General features: G+C 42.9%; 14 protein-coding genes. 6 read left to right on the top strand and 8 right to left on the bottom strand.

The window, feature by feature from the left end; translation table 11 throughout:
• Nucleotides 1–152: 152 nt before the first annotated feature.
• The 5 genes from helD to ACOJQI_RS05385 form a co-directional block, all read right to left on the bottom strand.
• Nucleotides 153–2423 (bottom strand): RNA polymerase recycling motor HelD, encoded by a 2271-nt coding sequence (helD, locus tag ACOJQI_RS05405; RefSeq protein WP_421383994.1) that lies wholly within the window; start codon nt 2421–2423, stop codon nt 153–155.
• A 163-nt stretch (nt 2424–2586) separates the two neighbouring features.
• Nucleotides 2587–3024 carry a large conductance mechanosensitive channel protein MscL gene (gene mscL / locus ACOJQI_RS05400; protein WP_421383993.1) on the bottom strand — a complete coding sequence of 146 codons (438 nt, stop codon included), beginning with the start codon at nt 3022–3024 and terminating at the stop codon, nt 2587–2589.
• A 72-nt stretch (nt 3025–3096) separates the two neighbouring features.
• A complete protein-coding gene (locus ACOJQI_RS05395) occupies nt 3097–3651 on the bottom strand; it encodes a hypothetical protein (protein WP_421383992.1) in 555 nt (184 codons plus the stop codon).
• Nucleotides 3635–4534 carry a hypothetical protein gene (locus ACOJQI_RS05390; RefSeq protein WP_421383991.1) on the bottom strand — a complete coding sequence of 300 codons (900 nt, stop codon included), beginning with the start codon at nt 4532–4534 and terminating at the stop codon, nt 3635–3637. The genes ACOJQI_RS05395 and ACOJQI_RS05390 overlap by 17 nt, the downstream gene beginning before the upstream one ends.
• Nucleotides 4535–4766: 232 nt before the next feature.
• Nucleotides 4767–6416 carry a M20/M25/M40 family metallo-hydrolase gene (locus tag ACOJQI_RS05385; RefSeq protein ID WP_421383990.1) on the bottom strand — a complete coding sequence of 550 codons (1650 nt, stop codon included), beginning with the start codon at nt 6414–6416 and terminating at the stop codon, nt 4767–4769.
• 175 nt (nt 6417–6591) lie between these two features.
• On the opposite strand from ACOJQI_RS05385, the gene ACOJQI_RS05380 reads away from it, so the two are divergent.
• The 6 genes from ACOJQI_RS05380 (at nt 6592) to ACOJQI_RS05355 (ending at nt 14439) form a co-directional block, all read left to right on the top strand.
• Entirely contained in the window at nt 6592–7890 is a 1299-nt protein-coding gene (locus tag ACOJQI_RS05380) for an NCS2 family permease (RefSeq protein WP_421383989.1), read from the top strand.
• A 335-nt stretch (nt 7891–8225) separates the two neighbouring features.
• Entirely contained in the window at nt 8226–11258 is a 3033-nt protein-coding gene (locus ACOJQI_RS05375) for an efflux RND transporter permease subunit (protein ID WP_421383988.1), read from the top strand.
• Nucleotides 11259–11478: 220 nt separating this feature from the next.
• Nucleotides 11479–12426, top strand: a complete 948-nt coding sequence (locus ACOJQI_RS05370) for an L-lactate dehydrogenase (protein ID WP_421383987.1) — start codon at nt 11479–11481, stop codon at nt 12424–12426.
• Between the two features lie 92 nt (nt 12427–12518).
• A complete protein-coding gene (locus tag ACOJQI_RS05365; protein WP_421383986.1) occupies nt 12519–12953 on the top strand; it encodes a collagen-like protein in 435 nt (144 codons plus the stop codon).
• A gap of 9 nt (nt 12954–12962) precedes the next feature.
• Complete coding sequence (locus ACOJQI_RS05360; protein WP_421383985.1) at nt 12963–13631, top strand: SIMPL domain-containing protein; 669 nt, start codon at nt 12963–12965, stop codon at nt 13629–13631.
• 163 nt (nt 13632–13794) lie between these two features.
• Nucleotides 13795–14439 (top strand): spore coat protein, encoded by a 645-nt coding sequence (locus tag ACOJQI_RS05355; protein ID WP_421383984.1) that lies wholly within the window; start codon nt 13795–13797, stop codon nt 14437–14439.
• A gap of 37 nt (nt 14440–14476) precedes the next feature.
• On the opposite strand, the gene proC is transcribed toward ACOJQI_RS05355, so the two are convergent.
• From proC to yhbH, 3 genes are all read right to left on the bottom strand, one after another.
• Nucleotides 14477–15283 (bottom strand): pyrroline-5-carboxylate reductase, encoded by an 807-nt coding sequence (gene proC, locus ACOJQI_RS05350; protein ID WP_421383983.1) that lies wholly within the window; start codon nt 15281–15283, stop codon nt 14477–14479.
• Between the two features lie 77 nt (nt 15284–15360).
• Nucleotides 15361–16383: a phosphotransferase enzyme family protein gene (locus tag ACOJQI_RS05345; protein ID WP_421383982.1), complete on the bottom strand. Its 1023-nt coding sequence runs from the start codon at nt 16381–16383 to the stop codon at nt 15361–15363.
• Between the two features lie 155 nt (nt 16384–16538).
• Nucleotides 16539–17705, bottom strand: a complete 1167-nt coding sequence (yhbH, locus tag ACOJQI_RS05340; protein ID WP_421383981.1) for a sporulation protein YhbH — start codon at nt 17703–17705, stop codon at nt 16539–16541.
• Nucleotides 17706–17845 lie beyond the last annotated feature (140 nt).

The raw sequence follows: 17845 nt of genomic DNA, 5'->3' as shown, positions 1-17845 counted from the left end.
AATTCGAGATAATTATATCGCTGATATAACCTGTCTGTCAAATAAGAAAATCCTTCTTTAACACATTAACGCGATGGGGGACAGTCCCCCATCGCGTTAATGCGGAGATTAAAAAAGCCCTTCCCGTAAAAACAGGAAGGGTCTCCACTCCTCTATTCCAGCAGGAAGTCCGATTTTTCTTTTCCGAAGAAGTACAGCCTGTGAAGGGGGCGCGTCATCCCAACATAGAGAAGCTTAATGTCCAGTTCGTTTTCTTCTTTGTACTGCTCGTCAATGGAGGTGATGATGACTGCATCAAACTCAAGTCCCTTTGATAGATATGAAGGAACGACAACTATTTTGTTTTTTGGGATGCTTTCCTGTTCAGCCAGCAGTTTGACTCCATCAGGGAACTTCGTTTCCAAAAATGCAGCGATTTTTGCACAGTCCTTCATTGTTTTCCCGATTACCGCAAAGGTCTGGAAGTCCTCTTCTTCCCTCAACTCCGAAATGAGATGGGACAGTTTCTCTATTAATTCCTCTTCCCCTTCATAGGAAAAGAATTCCGGCTTATCCCCGTGCCGGACGACCGGGTTCACTTTCGGGAAGTCATGCGGAAGCTTTTGTAGTAGTTTATTGGCTTCTTCCATTATTTCAATCGTCGTTCTGTAGCTTTTTTGCAATTCAGTATAGGTCGCCCGCGGAAAGATTTCTTTATAAACCGGTTCCCATGAATCCAATCCCCGGTAGGAATGAATTCCTTGGGCAAGGTCTCCGACGAGTGTAAACATATCTGTCTGCAGCGCCGTTTTCAAGGCATATAACTGCATATAGCTGTAATCTTGTGCTTCATCAATGACCACATTCTTTGCCCTGTAAAAAGAATCGATGCCGTAAAGGGCCGTCTGTAAATAAAGGAGCGGGGCCAGATCTTCCATCTCAAACGTTTTCTTCTTCAGCCTTTTCAGGGTATATTCGCATATCTCCCTTGCTTGCTGCTCCGAAAGCCTCCCCTTTGAATACTCAACAAGTTTATCCCAGTCAGAAAACAGCTCATCGTAGTATTGAACCAACGTTTTCTTTTCGAATTGTTTCATATACGAAGCCAGTCCGGTGCGGATTGCTTTTTGAATGTCCTTCATTCGCTCGGCCTTTTTATCCAAAGCTTTGGAGATATATTCTTTCCGGTTGGCTGCATATTTTTTATGATAGAGTGCTTTTTCAATCTTTTCATCAAAAAACTTCTCTACCTTATCAACCATCATCTTTTTGTTGGAGCGTACATAACTCTGAAGGAGAAGCTTCAGTTTCTCGACTCTTCGATAGATTGGCATATAAGTATAATCATCTTTTAATAATGAAGTGAATTTTTTTGCAGAGAACAGCCGGTATTTGTCGATGACAAAGTCCTCTGTCGGATAAAATCGGCTTTCAATGTCTGCAATATATGCATCGAGGATTTTCCGGAAATCCCTTGAGCCCTTCCATCCCGATATCCAGGCAGCTTGCTTAGCTTCCTCATCCGTTTTTTCAATCAAGCGGATCAATTTGTTATCTTCAGTAAGCTTCAGCTGCTTTTCCAGGCATGTCATCACATAATCACTGAACGTCGTCTGGCGGACTTTTTCCACACCAAGTTCGGGAAGCGCTTCAGAGATATAGTCAATGAACAGCCTGCTCGGTGCGAGGATCATGAGCTGACGGGGATCGAAATGCTGCTTGTAATTGTAAATAAAATAGGAAATCCTATGAAGGGCAATGGTCGTCTTACCGCTTCCTGCAGCCCCCTGCACAATGATCGGCTTATTCAAATCTGCCCGTATGATTCGATTTTGTTCTTCCTGGATGGTGGAAATGATTTCAGTCAAACGATTGCTGGAGCTTTTCGACAGTGACTCTTGAAGAAGTTCATCTGTTGTGGTCAAATCAATATCCCGGATTTCCTCCAGGCTTCCATCTTCGATCATGTACTGTCTTTTCAAGGATAGATGGCCAGTATAGGTTTCATCTTCTGCTTCGTAAGAAACATCGCCGATACGGCCTTCGTAGTAAAGATTGGCTATAGGAGAACGCCAATCAACTATGATCTGTTCCTGGTTCTCGCGCTGATAGAGTGATGTTTTCCCAATATAGTGCCTTTCTTCATCCGGAGATTCATCATGCTTGAAGTCAATCCTGGCAAAATAAGGCTTCTTTTTCGCCTTCTGCAGCGCTTCCAACTCTTCCTTGGACATTTCAAAAAAGCTGGCATTCGTCAGGATATCGATATAGGCAGCGGATGATTCGAGCCAGTCGACATCGCCGAAGGCATTTTCAATATTCTCTTTGAACTTGTCTTTACTTGTCTGGGCGGTTTGAATAACAACATCGATGTAGCGTTTGGTGAATTCGAGTCTGTCTTTTTCTTTTGATAAATCGGGGTGATAGTGAATTTCGTTTGTCATAAATTTCTCCCTTCATTTGTTTTCAGCCGCAATGGAGAAAGTTGACTATTATGTAGGCGTTTTGGTGAGCAGAAGAATATATTATCAGAAAAGTGGGACGGTGACAATATTTCCTAATCAAATTGCAAAAAAATAAGACTGATGCAAATCGGTTCTCTTTGCATCAGTCTCTTTTCTTAAAACGTATGGTTGCTCTTCTGCCATGGACCGGAGGAAGGTCATCTTCTTTTTCCTCCTGCATTTCCTTAAGGATTTCCCGAATTTCAGTGAGCACTTCCAATTGTGTTGCAGCTTTTATTTCATAAGATTTACCTTTTCCACGAAGCCGGTTGAATACCTTGATCATCAGGAAAATGGACGCTGCCATGAGAAAGAAATCAACAAGTGTTTGGATAAAGGCCCCGTAATTGATCACCTCTGCCCTGATTCTGTAGCTCAGCCCGGCAAAGTTGACCCCGCCAAACAGTATCCCGACCACAGGCATCATCAGATCTTTTACAAGAGATTCGACAATCTTGCTGAACGCAGCCCCAATCATGACAGCAACGGCTAAATCGAAAACATTCCCTCTTGAAATAAACTCTTTAAATTCCTTCCACATATCTCCTCCGTGCCTGCCCTTTGTTTTTAGGCTATTTAATGCCTTGTAACACTTTATGCTGTGCACACGGGGTTAAGAAGCAAGATCTTCCGTTGTAGGAACTCTCTTAAACGAATTGATTTTTACAATATAAATAATTTCGACAATCAGGCCAGTGAGAATCAAAATAATCAGGTATAGCACAGCCATTTCCCTGAACACAAGGATGGCCGGAAGTGACAAAATCGTTATCAAATTAACTATTAAATAAAATTGTTGAAACTTCTTTGTAGAAGACAGGATTTCTTCACTCTCTGTCAATGTCATAACGGAAGACAGCACATTCATATGAAAAAACAATGACAAGATGGAAAGCAGCCCAATTGCCGGGACCTTCCAAGTGAAATCCTGATTCAGTCCATCCAGGTTAATATTTGAAAACCCAAAGATTTCCGTTAAGGACAAAACGCCCAAGATGACAGCGGAGGCTTTCGCATATGCCAGCCATTTAGATTGAGGAAGCTGTTTAAGACCTCTATATAATAAAATATAGCCTATGGCATCATGAATGAGGTCAAACGTGATAATCCTGATATCAATCAGTAAAAACAAGAGGCCCCATACCAGTAATTTAATTGCCTTCTCCATGCTTACTTTCCACCTCCCTAAGTTTTTTCAGCTCTTTGATCTGTTTGGAGGTTAAATAAGGCTGTTCGGAAATACGGACTAAACGCTGCTGGATTTCCTTATTGTCAGTTTTGAAAGTCCCGACGATATCTGCTTCGATCGCATGGATATCATTTTTGTACATATCATCTTTATAAACCAAAGCATTCAGGCTCAACCTTTCATCACTTTTCAATTTTAATGGCAGCTCTATGTCATCAATGCTCTCTTTGGTTTCACCCTTTTTGAAGTCCTCAATGTCCATAGCTTCTGGTGCCATGGTGTCAGAAGCTTCTACTGCAAGTTTTATAACGGGCGAGAGAACCCCCTCGTATGGCAGCTTGATTTCAGTTAATCGGCTTTCCCTTAGAACATCAAGGGATGAGTAAGATTCCCCTTGATTGCTTCCTCCGCCTCCAGTGATCTTCACAACTTGCTGCATGGATTCCATACTCTCCATGCTGCTCAATTGAATGGCTCCAATATCAGCTTCCACAACTTTCCCATTTGAGAAATTAAAAGTCATTTCTTCAAGCAGAAGCTCATCTTCTTCGATTCCTTTAATACTGAGGATTGCTTCGTGCTGCTGATATATGCCTTCCTGATAATGTATACTTTCATCCTCCACAAAGATCATGCGGCTCGGGAACTGTTTTGACTCAGCACTGACCAGCCGCCAATCCTCCCCGGAATTTGAAATATAGTAGATTGAAATATGGTCTGCCGAAGACTCTGTGATTTCCTTCTGATAATAATGTGTTAAGAATAATGGCTCTTTCAACTGTGATACTTTTAAATATGTATAGAAGCTTCCAAAAACAAGGCCATATGCCAGAAAAATAAGGATTAGCGTCTTTATTTTCACTGCTCCACCCCCTGCTTTCATTCTATCAGAAGCATGGCATCGGCAGACCTCAAAAATAAAAAAATGAGGAAGCTGTATACAGCCCCCCTCTTCTAAAAGAAAAACCTTCTCAATATTGCTGCCAATAGAAATAGCGCTACGACAAACATGACGATGACAAGAATTTTCTCTTCCTTATTACCGAGCATATGAACATCCTTTCTTGTAGGAAATTTTGTTATTTATTTTTTTATCATTCAATTTTAAGCAGCTCCCTAGCAACCCCCCGGATGATACCTGGCAGAGTCGAAAAGGAATAGGGTTTGTAGACCCTTTCTGTCCACTGGTGGCCGTCTCTTCCGTAGACACCAATATTGATGGAAGGGATGTTCAGCTCGCGTATCCGGTCGATCGGTACGGGATACAAAGATTCAATCATCGGCATATTGTCCTTGAATGCCTCGATGTCTTTATCGCTTTCATGAAGGGACAAGAAGCTTCCATCAGCCAGATAAGGAAAAAATCGTTTAATTTCGAACTCTTCCCCTGTTTCGTCCGCCGTCTTTTTCAAGCATTCCATCAACACCTTATTCACATTCTTTCCATATTCATTCTCGCTGCTCAAATAATTGTGCGGCAGGAAAGGCGGGGCAAAGAATACAATCACCCTCGGTCTCTTTTCGGGATCAAGCTTCTGCAGAGCCTCTACCATGGAAAAGGCTATTTCACGATTATCTTCGCCTTTCAGTTCACCAAGGATCTCTTTCATCACTTCTTCAGGGTTTAACCCTTTTTCTTTTAATTCCTCAACGAAATCTTCAAAGGTGGTGACCTCAACCTTCCAGGATACTTCTCTTTCCGGGAATCCATGGAGGCTGCGGTATTTTTCATATTTCTCCTTGGAGGAAGCCTCCAGCTGACTCACTGACTGCTCCGCAATTCCAACCAGTTCATCCATCACTTCCTTGGAAGTCTTTTCATATACAAAATAGTTAAAGTATATCCTGGTTTCCAAAGGTGTCTGCACATTGTACACCGTCTTTTTGTCCTTAAAATATAAGCAGGATGGCGGAAGGACGAACTCTCCCTCAATGTCTTCAAGCAAGTCGATATTCTGATTGATTCTCAGGTTGATATCCGATGCGATGCGGGTCGGATCGATTGAAGTCAGAATATCACCAACATGGGCTTCCCTGCCAGCTATATAAAAACACGGAAGCAGCTTTCCCGCTGCACCTGTATAAATATATCTTTTGCAGTCCCCATCGTACACCGGCGAAATAAAATCATTATTGATTGCTGCCAGAAACTGAGTTCCCTGTTCTTTTAAGCGGTACAGTTCATCAATGGCTGCAATCATTCCCGCATGTTCGCTTTCCTCGTCAGGATTAAAAAGAAAGAGAAGGTCTCCTTCCAGCTCATCCTCACTGCCGGAAAAGTGTAAAACGTTGGCTAAATGCACAGCAATTCCACTTTGCATATCAAGAGAGCCCCTGCCAAACATCCACTCGCCAGACTGCGCATCCTCCTTTACTTTTTCATCCCCTTCATAATCAGAAAAAAACGCTTTCAAGAAATCAGGATCATGAGCGTGCTCTTTCAGTATCCCGAAGTCATCCGTCCCCACTGTGTCAAGATGCGCATGGAAAAGCAAAGTTCTGCTTGATTTCCCATTTACTCTGGCAAAAACATTGAAGCGGCCATGCTCATCACCGGGTATGGGCTGAATCCAGAGGTTTTCAGGATGCTGTTGAAAATAGGGGAATGACTGTATGATCTCCTTGATTTGAACAGCCTTGCTTTTTTCTCCGGCTGTATTATTGTAGCTTTGATGTCCAACAAGAGTTTTGGTCAATAATTCAATCTGTTCATAGACTGACTTGCCTTGGAGTACACTATACACGTCCAAACATCCTTTCATTCTGTGTTTATATCATCTTATCGAAGTCACCTTTCCTTTGGAAGCGAAGGCGGTTAAAAAATTTTAGAGATTTTCTTATCCCTCTTGAAAAATGTTCAATAAACGAATATTATAGAATTTGTGTTTAAAAATCGTTCGTCTTTTTGGAGGTTTCTCTATGTTTAAATTAAAAGAGCACAACACAAATGTTAAAACGGAAATCATTGCAGGTATTACTACCTTTTTAACCATGGTATATATCGTGATTGTCAACCCTGTCATTTTATCAGATGCGGGCGTCCCATTCGAACAGGTATTCACAGCCACTATCATTTCTGCAGTTGTCGGAACCCTGTGGATGGCGCTGTTTGCCAACTATCCCATTGCGATTGCACCAGGAATGGGCTTGAATGCTTACTTCACCTATTCTGTTGTCGGCGTCAATGATAATATTTCATATGAAACAGCCTTTGCAGCCGTTTTTGTTGCCGGGATCATCTTCATTATTTTATCCCTGACACCTTTCAGAAAAAAACTAATTGAAGCGATTCCGGAAAACTTAAAACATGGTATCACAGCAGGTATCGGATTATTCATCGCTTTTATCGGATTGAGATTGACTGGAATCATTACTTCACACCCTGAGAACCTGGTAGCCTTGGGGGATCTTCATTCCTCTTCTGCAGTGCTGGCATTAATCGGTCTTGCGGTCACGTTGGTCCTTATGGTCCGGAATGTTCACGGTGCCTTGTTCCTCGGAATGATCGTTACCGGTATTATTGCATTCTTTACAGGAGATTTGAAATTTGATGGTATAGCATCTCTTCCTTCTCTTCCCGATGGATTGATTGTTGCAAACCCTGTTACAGCTTTTGCAGATGTTTTTCAGCACAGCCTGTACGCGGTCGTCTTCTCTTTCCTGCTTGTGACGATATTTGATACAACAGGAACGATGATAGGTGTAGCTGAGCAGGCCGGACTGATGAAAGGCAAATCAATGCCTCGTGCAAGAGCAGCACTTCTTGCCGATTCTGCAGGAACTACGATCGGTTCCATGTTCGGTACAAGCCCGACCACAGCCTATATTGAGTCTTCTGCAGGAGTCGCTGCCGGAGGAAGAACGGGATTGACTTCCCTGACGGTTTCCATCCTTTTTATCGCTGCCGCTTTCTTTGGACCGCTTGTCAGTGCGGTTTCAGGTATTTCAGCCATCACGGCTCCTGCCTTGATCATTGTCGGAAGCTTGATGATGGGAAGCATCTCCCATATCAAATGGAATGAACTTGATGAAGCATTCCCTGCATTCCTGATCATTCTGAGCATGCCGCTTACATCGAGCATCGCTACTGGAATTGCGCTTGGTTTCATCTCCTATCCGCTGTTAAAGATCGTCAAAGGACAATGGAAACAAGTACATCCTCTTGTTTACCTCTTCGCCGTCCTATTCATGTATCAATTAGCATTCCTGCCTCACTAATCGAATATATAAACAGAAACAGCCGGGACCCTTCATGGGTCCCGGCTGTTTCTGATAATGACACTTTAACACTGTAAAGTAACAGGGGACTGTCCCCCGCTGCTTTAACGCGGTGATGTACTAAGAGGGACAGTCCCTCTTAGTGCTTTAAAGCACTGAATTCCCATTCGACAAAATCCCCTCAGACCTGAGACTTAGGGCCCCCTCCTCCCTTCTATGTAATTATGAAAATTTAACCACTTTTTACAAAAATATGATTCTATTTAGTGAGATTTGGTGATAATATTCTTATTGTATTTCAGATAACTATGGATTTTGAGAGGGGAAAAAGGGGTATGTCCTGGTTTACAAAATGGTCTTTTAAGAACAAAGCAGCAGTATCGATTATGTCAGTTCTCATCCTGGCATTGGGGGTCGTAAGCTACTTCACGCTTCCGATGGAATTCCTGCCTGCTGCAGACAATCCACAGGTTTCAATTGTCATGATGGGGCATGGAACGGATGCAAATACAATGGAAGAAATCGTCACCACGCCGATAGAAGATGCGCTGGCTTCCGTTAAAGGAAAGAAGAATATATTCTCCACAACAGGAGACGGCTATTCCAAAATTGATATCTTCTTTGATTCCAAGACTGATATGAAGGAGGCTAAAAAAGAAGTTCAAGACCTTCTGCATCCTGTACGTTTTCCTGAAAATGTAGGAGAACCGATCATCGTTCAGCTGAACACATCCATGATCCCGATTTCAGAGGTAGCTGTTACCTTTGAAGATGGAGTAACTGCTGAAAACCTGGAACTGGCAAAGAAAGAAATCATTCCATATTTTAAAGATATTGACGGAGTTGCAAGCGTCCAGACATTCGGTACCATCAATTCTTATGTCTCCATCGACTTGGACAATGAAAAGCTTGCACAAAACCAATTGACACTGCCCGCGGTGATGTCTGCACTCCAGGGACAGAATCAAACGGCCGCTATCGGTGAAAAAATCATTGATGAAAAAACGAGCAATCTTAAAGTTATCAGCAACATCACATCTCTGGAAGACTTCAAAAAGATCCGCATCTCTCCAACCGCTTCACTAAAAGATATTGCCACCGTAGAATTAACCAAACCTGAAACGAATTTAACACGCATCAACGGCGAAGACGGCGTCTTTCTTGTCATCACTAAAGACAGCAACTCCAATGCCGTCAGTGTAAGCAAAGATGTGCGTAAAGCAGCAAAAGAAATAAATAAAGAGTTTCCAAATGCAGAAAGTAAAGTTGTCATGGCGACAGCGGATATGGTCGAGAGTTCAGTCCACAGCATGATCAAAGAAGTTCTGCTGGGTGCCCTTTTCGCAACCATCGTTATCATGCTGTTCCTAAGAAACATCCGTTCAACGTTCATTACCATTGTTTCTATTCCTTTATCACTATGCCTGACGCTGTTCCTTCTTTCCAGGTCCGGGGTTACCTTAAATATCCTTACACTTGGAGGGGTAGCCGTTGCAGTCGGAAGGCTCGTTGATGACAGTATCGTTGTCATAGAGAATATCTTCAGAAAAATGCAAGAAGAAAAATTTTCAGTCAAGCTTATTATCGATGCTACCAAAGAAGTCGGTTCGGCAATCACTTCATCCACTCTGACAACAGTAGCGGTGTTCCTGCCAATCGGTATGGTTTCCGGAAGTCTTCAAGATTTCTTGCTGCCTTTCGCGCTGACAGTTACGTATTCATTGCTTACATCTTTGTTAGTCGCCCTGACGGTGGTGCCTTTAATGAGTGCAGGCTTACTCAAAAACGCCAAACTTGCGACTCATAAACCATCTGCTCGTTTTAAGAATTGGCTGACGTGGTCATTGAATCATAAGTGGGTCATCCTGCTGCTGTCTTTCCTCATTTTTGCCGGTTCAATCGGAACTTTTGCCGCCATGCCTAAAGGAGCAGTTGATAATTCCTCAGCTGAATTTGTCATGGCTACTCTGAAGTATCCGAACCGTACACCTATCGAAGACGTCAGGGATAACACGTTGAAACTGGAAGAGTTTGTGAACGGCGTTGAAGGCGTCAAATATCTATACACACAGCTGGGCTCAACAGAAGATTCGGCTCAGTTTGGTGAAGTAGCTTCCGCCACCGAAGCAAGACTGAGCATCATTCCTGAAGATGATGCAGATATGAACAAGTTAATCGAAGAAATCGAAACTCAAAAAGACCAATATCCTGGAGCCGAAGTTGAAGTCATGGCCGCTTCCCTCATGGGAGGAAGCTCCACTAATATTACGATTGATATAGTCGGAAATGACCTTACTGCCCTTGAGGAGAATGGTGAAAAAATCAAAGAGGCTATTGCTGATATAAATGGTGTAGAAAAAGTTGAAACGAATATTGAAGAAAAGAAAACCGTTTATTCATTTGAAATTGATACTTCAGAAGCCAATACAAGCCAGGTTGCAGGACAACTGGCAATGCTGTTGAATCAGACCCCGGTCGGAACAATGGAAATCGAAAGCCAGAAAACCCCGATCATACTGGAATCCAGCATCAATCCTGAAAATGAAAGTGATTTAAAATCAATACCGGTCATGACCGGCACTGGTATTGCCAAACTATCCGATATTGCAGAGCTGAAAGCGGAAGATAAATCAACCACAATGTTTCATAAAGACGGAGATGCATATATCCGATTAACGGCATCAGTGGTTCCCGAGAAACTTTCATCCATTTCTGCAAAAATAAACGAAACCATTTTTGGAACAAAAGATAAGGACGGATTGGATATCCCGGAAGATGTTGAAGTACTGATTGGCGGAGCAAGCGCCCAGCAAGCAGAAGATTTCACAGATATCTTCATTACCATGCTGGTTTCCATCGGAATCGTGTTCCTCATCATGGTCATCACTTTCAAAACGATTCGTGCGCCGATTGCCATTCTCTGCTCACTGCCGCTTGCGGCCATAGGAGCAGTCCTGGGACTATTGATCAGCGGCATCACAGTAGATATCACCGCACTCCTTGGCGGGTTGATGCTGATTGGGATTGTCGTAACGAATGCCATCGTCCTTCTTGACCGGGTCAAACAGAATGAAAAAACGATGATTATCAGGGAGGCCATTGTCGAAGCTGCAACCATCAGAATGCGGCCGATCATCATGACAGCGGTAGCGACTATTTGTGCCATGATTCCGCTTCTGTTCAAACAAGCCGAAACCGGAAATCTTGTTTCAGCAAGTCTTGCAATCGTCGTCATCGGCGGTTTGAGTGTCGCCACCCTATTGACACTTGTCGTCATCCCGGTCATCTATGAACTGTTACACTTCAGAAAAGCCAAGAAACAGCGTCTGGCTCAAGAAACTGTGACAGAAACAGAAGTAACAATGTAGAAATCCGAATGGACGGTTCCCCCTTTAGGGAATCGTCTTCTTTATTTGTGGGAAGGATGGAATGGGATAAGTTAACGTATTCCATAAATAAATTCTAAACAACTGCCAACCTTCATATTTTTGTCACATGCTTTTTGCATTCATCTATGATATATTTAATTTGTGAAATAATTCACAAGTATAATCATTCGAAAACAAAACTCAAATAAGGGTGATATATATGACTAGTTTTAAAAGAAAAGTCGCTTTAATCGGTACAGGTTTTGTAGGATCAAGTTATGCCTTTGCGCTATTGAACCAGGGAGCTGCGCGTGAACTGGTGTTAATTGATTTGAATAAAGAAAAAGCTGAAGGCGATGCCCGTGACCTCAGCCATGGTCTTCCCTTTTCTTCTCCTCTGAAAATTTGGGCAGGCGATTACAGTGACTGTGCCGATGCCGATCTTGTTGTCATTACAGCCGGTGCAAACCAGGCACCTGGTGAAACCCGTTTGGACCTTGTGGATAAGAATATTAGGATCTTTAAAAACATTGTAAGTGAAGTGATGAAAAGCGGATTTGACGGCATCTTCCTTGTTGCTACGAATCCGGTTGATATCCTGACATATGCGACATGGCATTTCTCAGGACTCCCAAAAGAGCGTGTAATCGGCTCCGGCACCATTCTTGATACTGCCCGTCTTCGTTATCTGCTTGGAGACCATTTTGATGTGGATGCGCGTAATGTCCATGCATATATAATGGGAGAACACGGTGATACCGAATTTCCTGTGTGGAGCCATGCAACCATTGGAGCCAGCCCCCTGCGGGAGATGATTGATATGGATTCACCTGAGATCCAACAAGAACTCCATGAAATCTTTGTGAATGTCCGTGATGCAGCCTATCATATTATTGAAAGAAAAGGTGCCACTTATTATGGTATTGCGATGGGACTGGTAAGGATTACGAAAGCTATATTCAATAATGAAAACAGCATCTTGACTGTTTCTGCCTTATTGGAAGGCGAATACGGCATGGACGACCTTTATATTGGTGTTCCCGCCATCATCAACCGCGATGGAATCCGGAAAGTGATTGAAATGCCGCTTAATGAAAAAGAAAAAGAACAATTTGCCCATTCTGCAAATACGCTAAAAAGCGTCATTGATAAGGCTTTCCAAGGATAACTTACATTCATTAATCCCCTGTTTGAACCAGGTACCTGAATATGCCCCTCTGCATATAGTGAAAATGACTATATTTGAGAGGGGTATTTTCTATGTACTTTGATTATAGACAAATGCAATTTCCCGGGTTCCCTCCCGGTCAGGGCGGACCAGGATTCCCTTCCTTCCCGCCAGGCGGAGGAGGACAGGGATATCCAGGATTTCCTCCAGGCCAGCCTGGAGCTGGTCAGGGACAGGGACAGATGCAAGCACCATCCGCACCGCCGCCTTCTTTTACACCATCACAAGCTCAAGCCCAGACACTTACGACAACCAGCCAGGGAGCTACGACATTTGCAGTTGATCCAGGGGCCATCCAAAGATGTTTGTTCCGCTATACGTATATCTGGTTGAGAGGCGGACAGCAGTTCTGGTTCTATCCTACCTTCGTCGGCCGCCGCTCGATTTCCGGATTCAGATGGACCGGATTCAACTGGGTTTATTTCGGAACCGACTTACGGAGAATCCGTTCCTTCCAGTGCTTCTAGGTGATGAACATGTATTATCAAGATCCCTATCGAAATCATCATCCTGAAAAGAAAAGCAGCAGAACGGTCTCTGTTACCGGTGAAAAAACGATAGATGTCCAACCTGATATGGCTATTGCTCAAATCGGGGCCGTCACGAGCGATAAGGAGTTAACCGAAGCTCAGCGTAAGAATACTGAAATCAGTACGGCCATCTTGAACTCTTTTAAGCAGAACGGAATTGCTGAGAAAGATATTCAAACATCAACTTATCAGATTTATCCCCAGTATGATTACATTGATGGCAAACAGATGTTTAAAGGGTATGAGGTCAGGCAGGTTTTTTCTGTAAAAATAAGAGCAATTGAAAAGATCGGAGAAATTATTGATGATGCTGTCCAAAGCGGGGCCAATATCATTGAGCGGGTGCAGTTTGCCGTAGCAGAACCTGAAGTCTATTACCAGCAGGCTCTGAAAAAAGCGTATAATGATGCTTTTAAGAAGGCTCAGGTACTGGCAAAATCCTCAGGGACTACACTTAACCCGCTGCCGTTGGAAATAAATGAGGACAGCAGCATACCCATGATCCCAAGGCCTGGGAAAGCATTTGTCCTTGCTGCTGAAAGTACGGCTCCCGTCCAGCCTGGAGAGGTGGGCATCACCGCTCGGTTGACTGTGAAATATAAACTCATGAAATAGAAAAAACACCCTTACCGGGTGTTTTTTCATTTACTGAAATTCCGCTCTTTGCCATTCGCTATTCATGATGATTTTCCATTGAATTCTGACGGATATCCTCCCTGAATCTGAACAAAATAAAAGAGTCCAAAAAGGACAGGACCATTTCAGGGAGGGAATTATATTGCAACTAAACAATCAACAGCAGCAGCAAATGCCTATCCAGCCTTCACCAACCGGCCAGCCTCAAGCAAATCATGGCGGCCATGAAGTATTTGATGCTCATGAATGCTTATCAGGCTTGATTTGCGCTTTAGATCAATACATGATGCTTGAACAAAATATCCAGGATCCTGAGTTGAAATCGATTCTTACCCGCCAGCGCAGCTTTATTGAACAAACTTATAACTGTGCAGTTCAGTCATTCACTACGGGTCAAGATCCTGCTCAGCCAACTCAGCAGTACAAAATGAACCAGGATAATTCTGTAACTTATGGACTTACTCCTTCGCAGCCATCCAAACCGATGCAAAATCCTTCTGAGCTCAATGACCAGAAGATCTCCGGACAGATGCTGGGCGCAGTCAAATCAACTGCGGGAATGTTAACAATGTCAGCTCTGGAAGTGACGAATCCTGTATTTAGGCGTGTTCTTGCTGACAGTGTTCCGAATTTCATCGAGATGGGCTACGAGCTGTTCTTATATCAAAACAAACATAAGTATTATCAAGTGCCGCGGCTTGAACAGCAGGATATGCAGCAAATGCTCCAGGGATTTGCTCCCTCCAATGGAATGGCACCACCTGCTCCAACAACTAAGCTTCAATAGCAAAAAAGGATTTCCCGAAGGCGGGAAATCCTTTTTGTTAATCAATCATATTTGTGGATTTTTTATAACAGCTTTCCATAGCAGAAATGACAGAAGCACGGAAACCTGTCTTTTCAAGCGTACTGACTGCTTCAATTGTCGCACCGCCTGGAGAACAAACGGCATCTTTCAAAGCTCCCGGATGACTCCCTGTTTCGAGAACCATTTTTGCCGCCCCAAGCAAGGCCTGGGAAGCCATTTTATATGCTGTATCCCTTGGAATCCCCTGTTTAACAGCTCCATCCGCAAGGGCTTCTATAAACATAAAAGCATAAGCCGGTGAAGACCCACTGACTGCAGGGACGGCATCCATTAGATATTCATCCAGTATTTCCGCCTGTCCAAAGCTCGTGAACAATTCCATGACTTCGGCCATTTCTTCCTCGGTCACCTTATCATTTGGACACAGTGCACTCATTCCCTCTCCTACCAAGGAAGGAGTGTTTGGCATCGTCCGTACGATCTTCACCCCTTCACCCAGCTGTTCTCCCAATGAATGAAGTGTCACCCCTGCTGCAATAGTGATGACGATCGCATTTTCTTTAATGTGATTTTTCACCTCTTCAATGACACCTGCATATTGATCAGGTTTAACGGCTAGAAATAAGTAATCTGACGAGTTGGCAACCACCTTATTATCTCTTGTTGTTTTAATATTGAATTCTTTATTAATGGTCTGGATGGTCGCTTCTGTCAATGCACTTGCCACAATACTATCCTGTGCAGCCACACCTGATGACAATAATCCCCCCAATATAGCCTTAGCCATATTTCCGCTTCCAATAAAACCAATCTTCTTATCCATATTTATCACATCCTGTATCGAATAATTGCTTATTCTACACTATTATAAGAGAAGGCCATTTTCAAGAAATCAGGAACTCACGCTTTTTGCAAACTGCGGATAATCTTTTCGTAATCAAGTTCCACCATTGGTTCACCGTTCACAAGTCTCTTCCTGATACCTGCAACTGCTCCGGCTTCCCTCTCTGACAAATTGTCCATATCGAATTTTTTATGAAACACAGTGTAAAGGACGATATCCCTTAACTTCAAAAACAACGGGATCCGCTTTATCCATTGCTCATCCAGTATATTTTCTTCATAATACCCCATCAGAAAATGGAACAGAAACTCTTCTCCGAAGGCAGAACGATCTTCTAAATTCTCCCCTCCCATCTTAGCCCATACAGAATAAAACAGAGGAATCGCTATATCACTGGCAAACCAGTGATAGGAGCTGTCGTCAAAATCAAACACATGAATTTCTCCCTCATGATAAAAGAAGTTTCCAAGATGAATATCAGAATGGATCAGCCCGTATTCATCTCTTCCTGAAGAGAAGGAATGAAGCGTTTCAACCAGTTCCTTTCCAGCTATTGAGATTTCCTTATCTTCTTCAGGCAGATAAAGGCTGATGTTTTTCAATAGGTCTTCATCATACCAATGTTCCCTGACGGAGCTGCCCTCCACGAAATCTTTCGCGGCTCTGTTCATTTTCCCGATCGTCCTTCCCCATTCTTTAAAAAGGGAAGGTCCCAGCAGATCGGATTGAACACCGACCGGGCTGCCGGGTGCCTTATCAAAAAGGCAGACAAAGAATGAAGTATCCCCCACTGGAATTTCTTCTACCAGGTTTCCAGCCTCTGAATGGCTTACCTGCGAAACATTCACACCTTTTGAATGCAGGTAATTCACCCACTCGAGCTCCGCCTCTACCTGATCCTTGCTTCTGTGGGAGCTGTGAGTCAATCGCAGTATATAAGGCTTTTCTTCTTTATGTATTTCATATACGTAGTTTTCAAAATCCCCCAGCTTTTTTGAATTTGTAAGGCTGCCTCCATAAAAATCAGCTGCTTTCTGTAAAATGTCTTCATTAAAAAGTTGCTCAACCCAATTTTCCATTTCGAACCTCCAAGTATCATTTCTATAATACATTCGCCATCAGATGACATTTCCCTCCAACGCTTTACCCCTTTAATGTACTAAGAGGGACTGTCCCTCTTAGTGATTTAAAGCACTAAAGTGAATTCAAAATAAAAGACAGGTTTCCCTGTCTTTTATGCGTACATCTTATTTTCTTCCTGTTTAAAAAAGCTTTTCATGGCATGGAATACGTCAGCTTTCTGCTTTAAGATAAAGTACCTGAATTGTTCGTCTTTGATGTTCTTATAAGCACTCATCAATGTCGAATGGCGGTTATACTGGTTGACCTCCCCGTATCCAAACATATTTGAAACCTTCATTAACTCTTCGACCAGCTTGACGCAGCGGACATTGTCTGAAGTTAAATTATCTCCATCTGAAAAGTGGAATGGATAGATATTGTACCGTGAAGGCTGATACTTTGTTTCAATGAGCTCCAATGCCTTTCGGTAAGCCGATGAACAAATCGTTCCGCCGCTTTCTCCCCTTGAGAAGAAATGTTCTTCCGATACCACTTTTGCTTCAGTATGGTGGGCGATGAATTCAATTTCCACTGTTTCATATTTCGTACGGAGGAAGCGGGTCATCCAGAAGAAGAAACTCCTGGCCATATATTTTTCCCATACTCCCATCGATCCGCTCGTATCCATCATTGCGAGTACCACTGCTTTGGATTCAGGCTTTAACACTTCATTCCATGTCCTGAATTTCAAGTCTTCCTGATAAATAGGGTGAAAACTCGGTTTTCCGCTTATTGCGTTTCGTTTAAATGCTGTCATCATCGTTTTTTTCTTATCAATATTGCCCATTAAACCAGTTTTACGGATATCATTGAATTCTATATTCTCCACCGTTTGGACATCTTGTTCTTTTTTCTTCAAGTTGGGCAGTTCCAATTGGCTGAACAGTGCCTCTTCAATCTCCATCATCGAAACTTCTGCTTCATAATAATCTTCTCCAGCCTGATCCCCTGCACCTTGGCCTTTACCAGGACCTTTTTGCTGTGAGCCGTCCCGAGCTACCACATCTCCAACCTGACTGTCTCCCTGTCCCTGGCCGACATGTTTGTTCTTATCATGATTATAGCGGATTTTGTACTCATCCAATGAGCGTATAGGTATTTTTACAACGTCCCGGCCGTTTGACATAATGATGTTTTCCTCGGAGATTAAATCGGGCAGATTATTTCTTATGGCATCTTGAACTTTTTCCTGGTGTCTTTGCTGATCATCATAGCCTTTGCGGTGGAGGGACCAGTCTTCCTTTGAAATCACAAACTGATGATTATCCATTTGACTCATTCTTTTCCCCTCCTTATTTGATTATTCACAAAGATACAACGGTTTGCATATAATGTCTTGAGTGCCCAAAATAGAAAAGCAACAGAGATAAGAACTATCTCTGATTACTCTATACTATGCAGAACCGCCGATAAATTTAC

The organism is Bacillus salacetis (assembly GCF_049177075.1).
Taxonomy (GTDB): Bacteria; Bacillota; Bacilli; order Bacillales; family Bacillaceae_B; genus Rossellomorea; species Rossellomorea salacetis_A.
The sequence above is the reverse complement of the archived record's forward strand: the minus strand, read 5'-3'. Positions and strand labels throughout refer to the sequence as shown.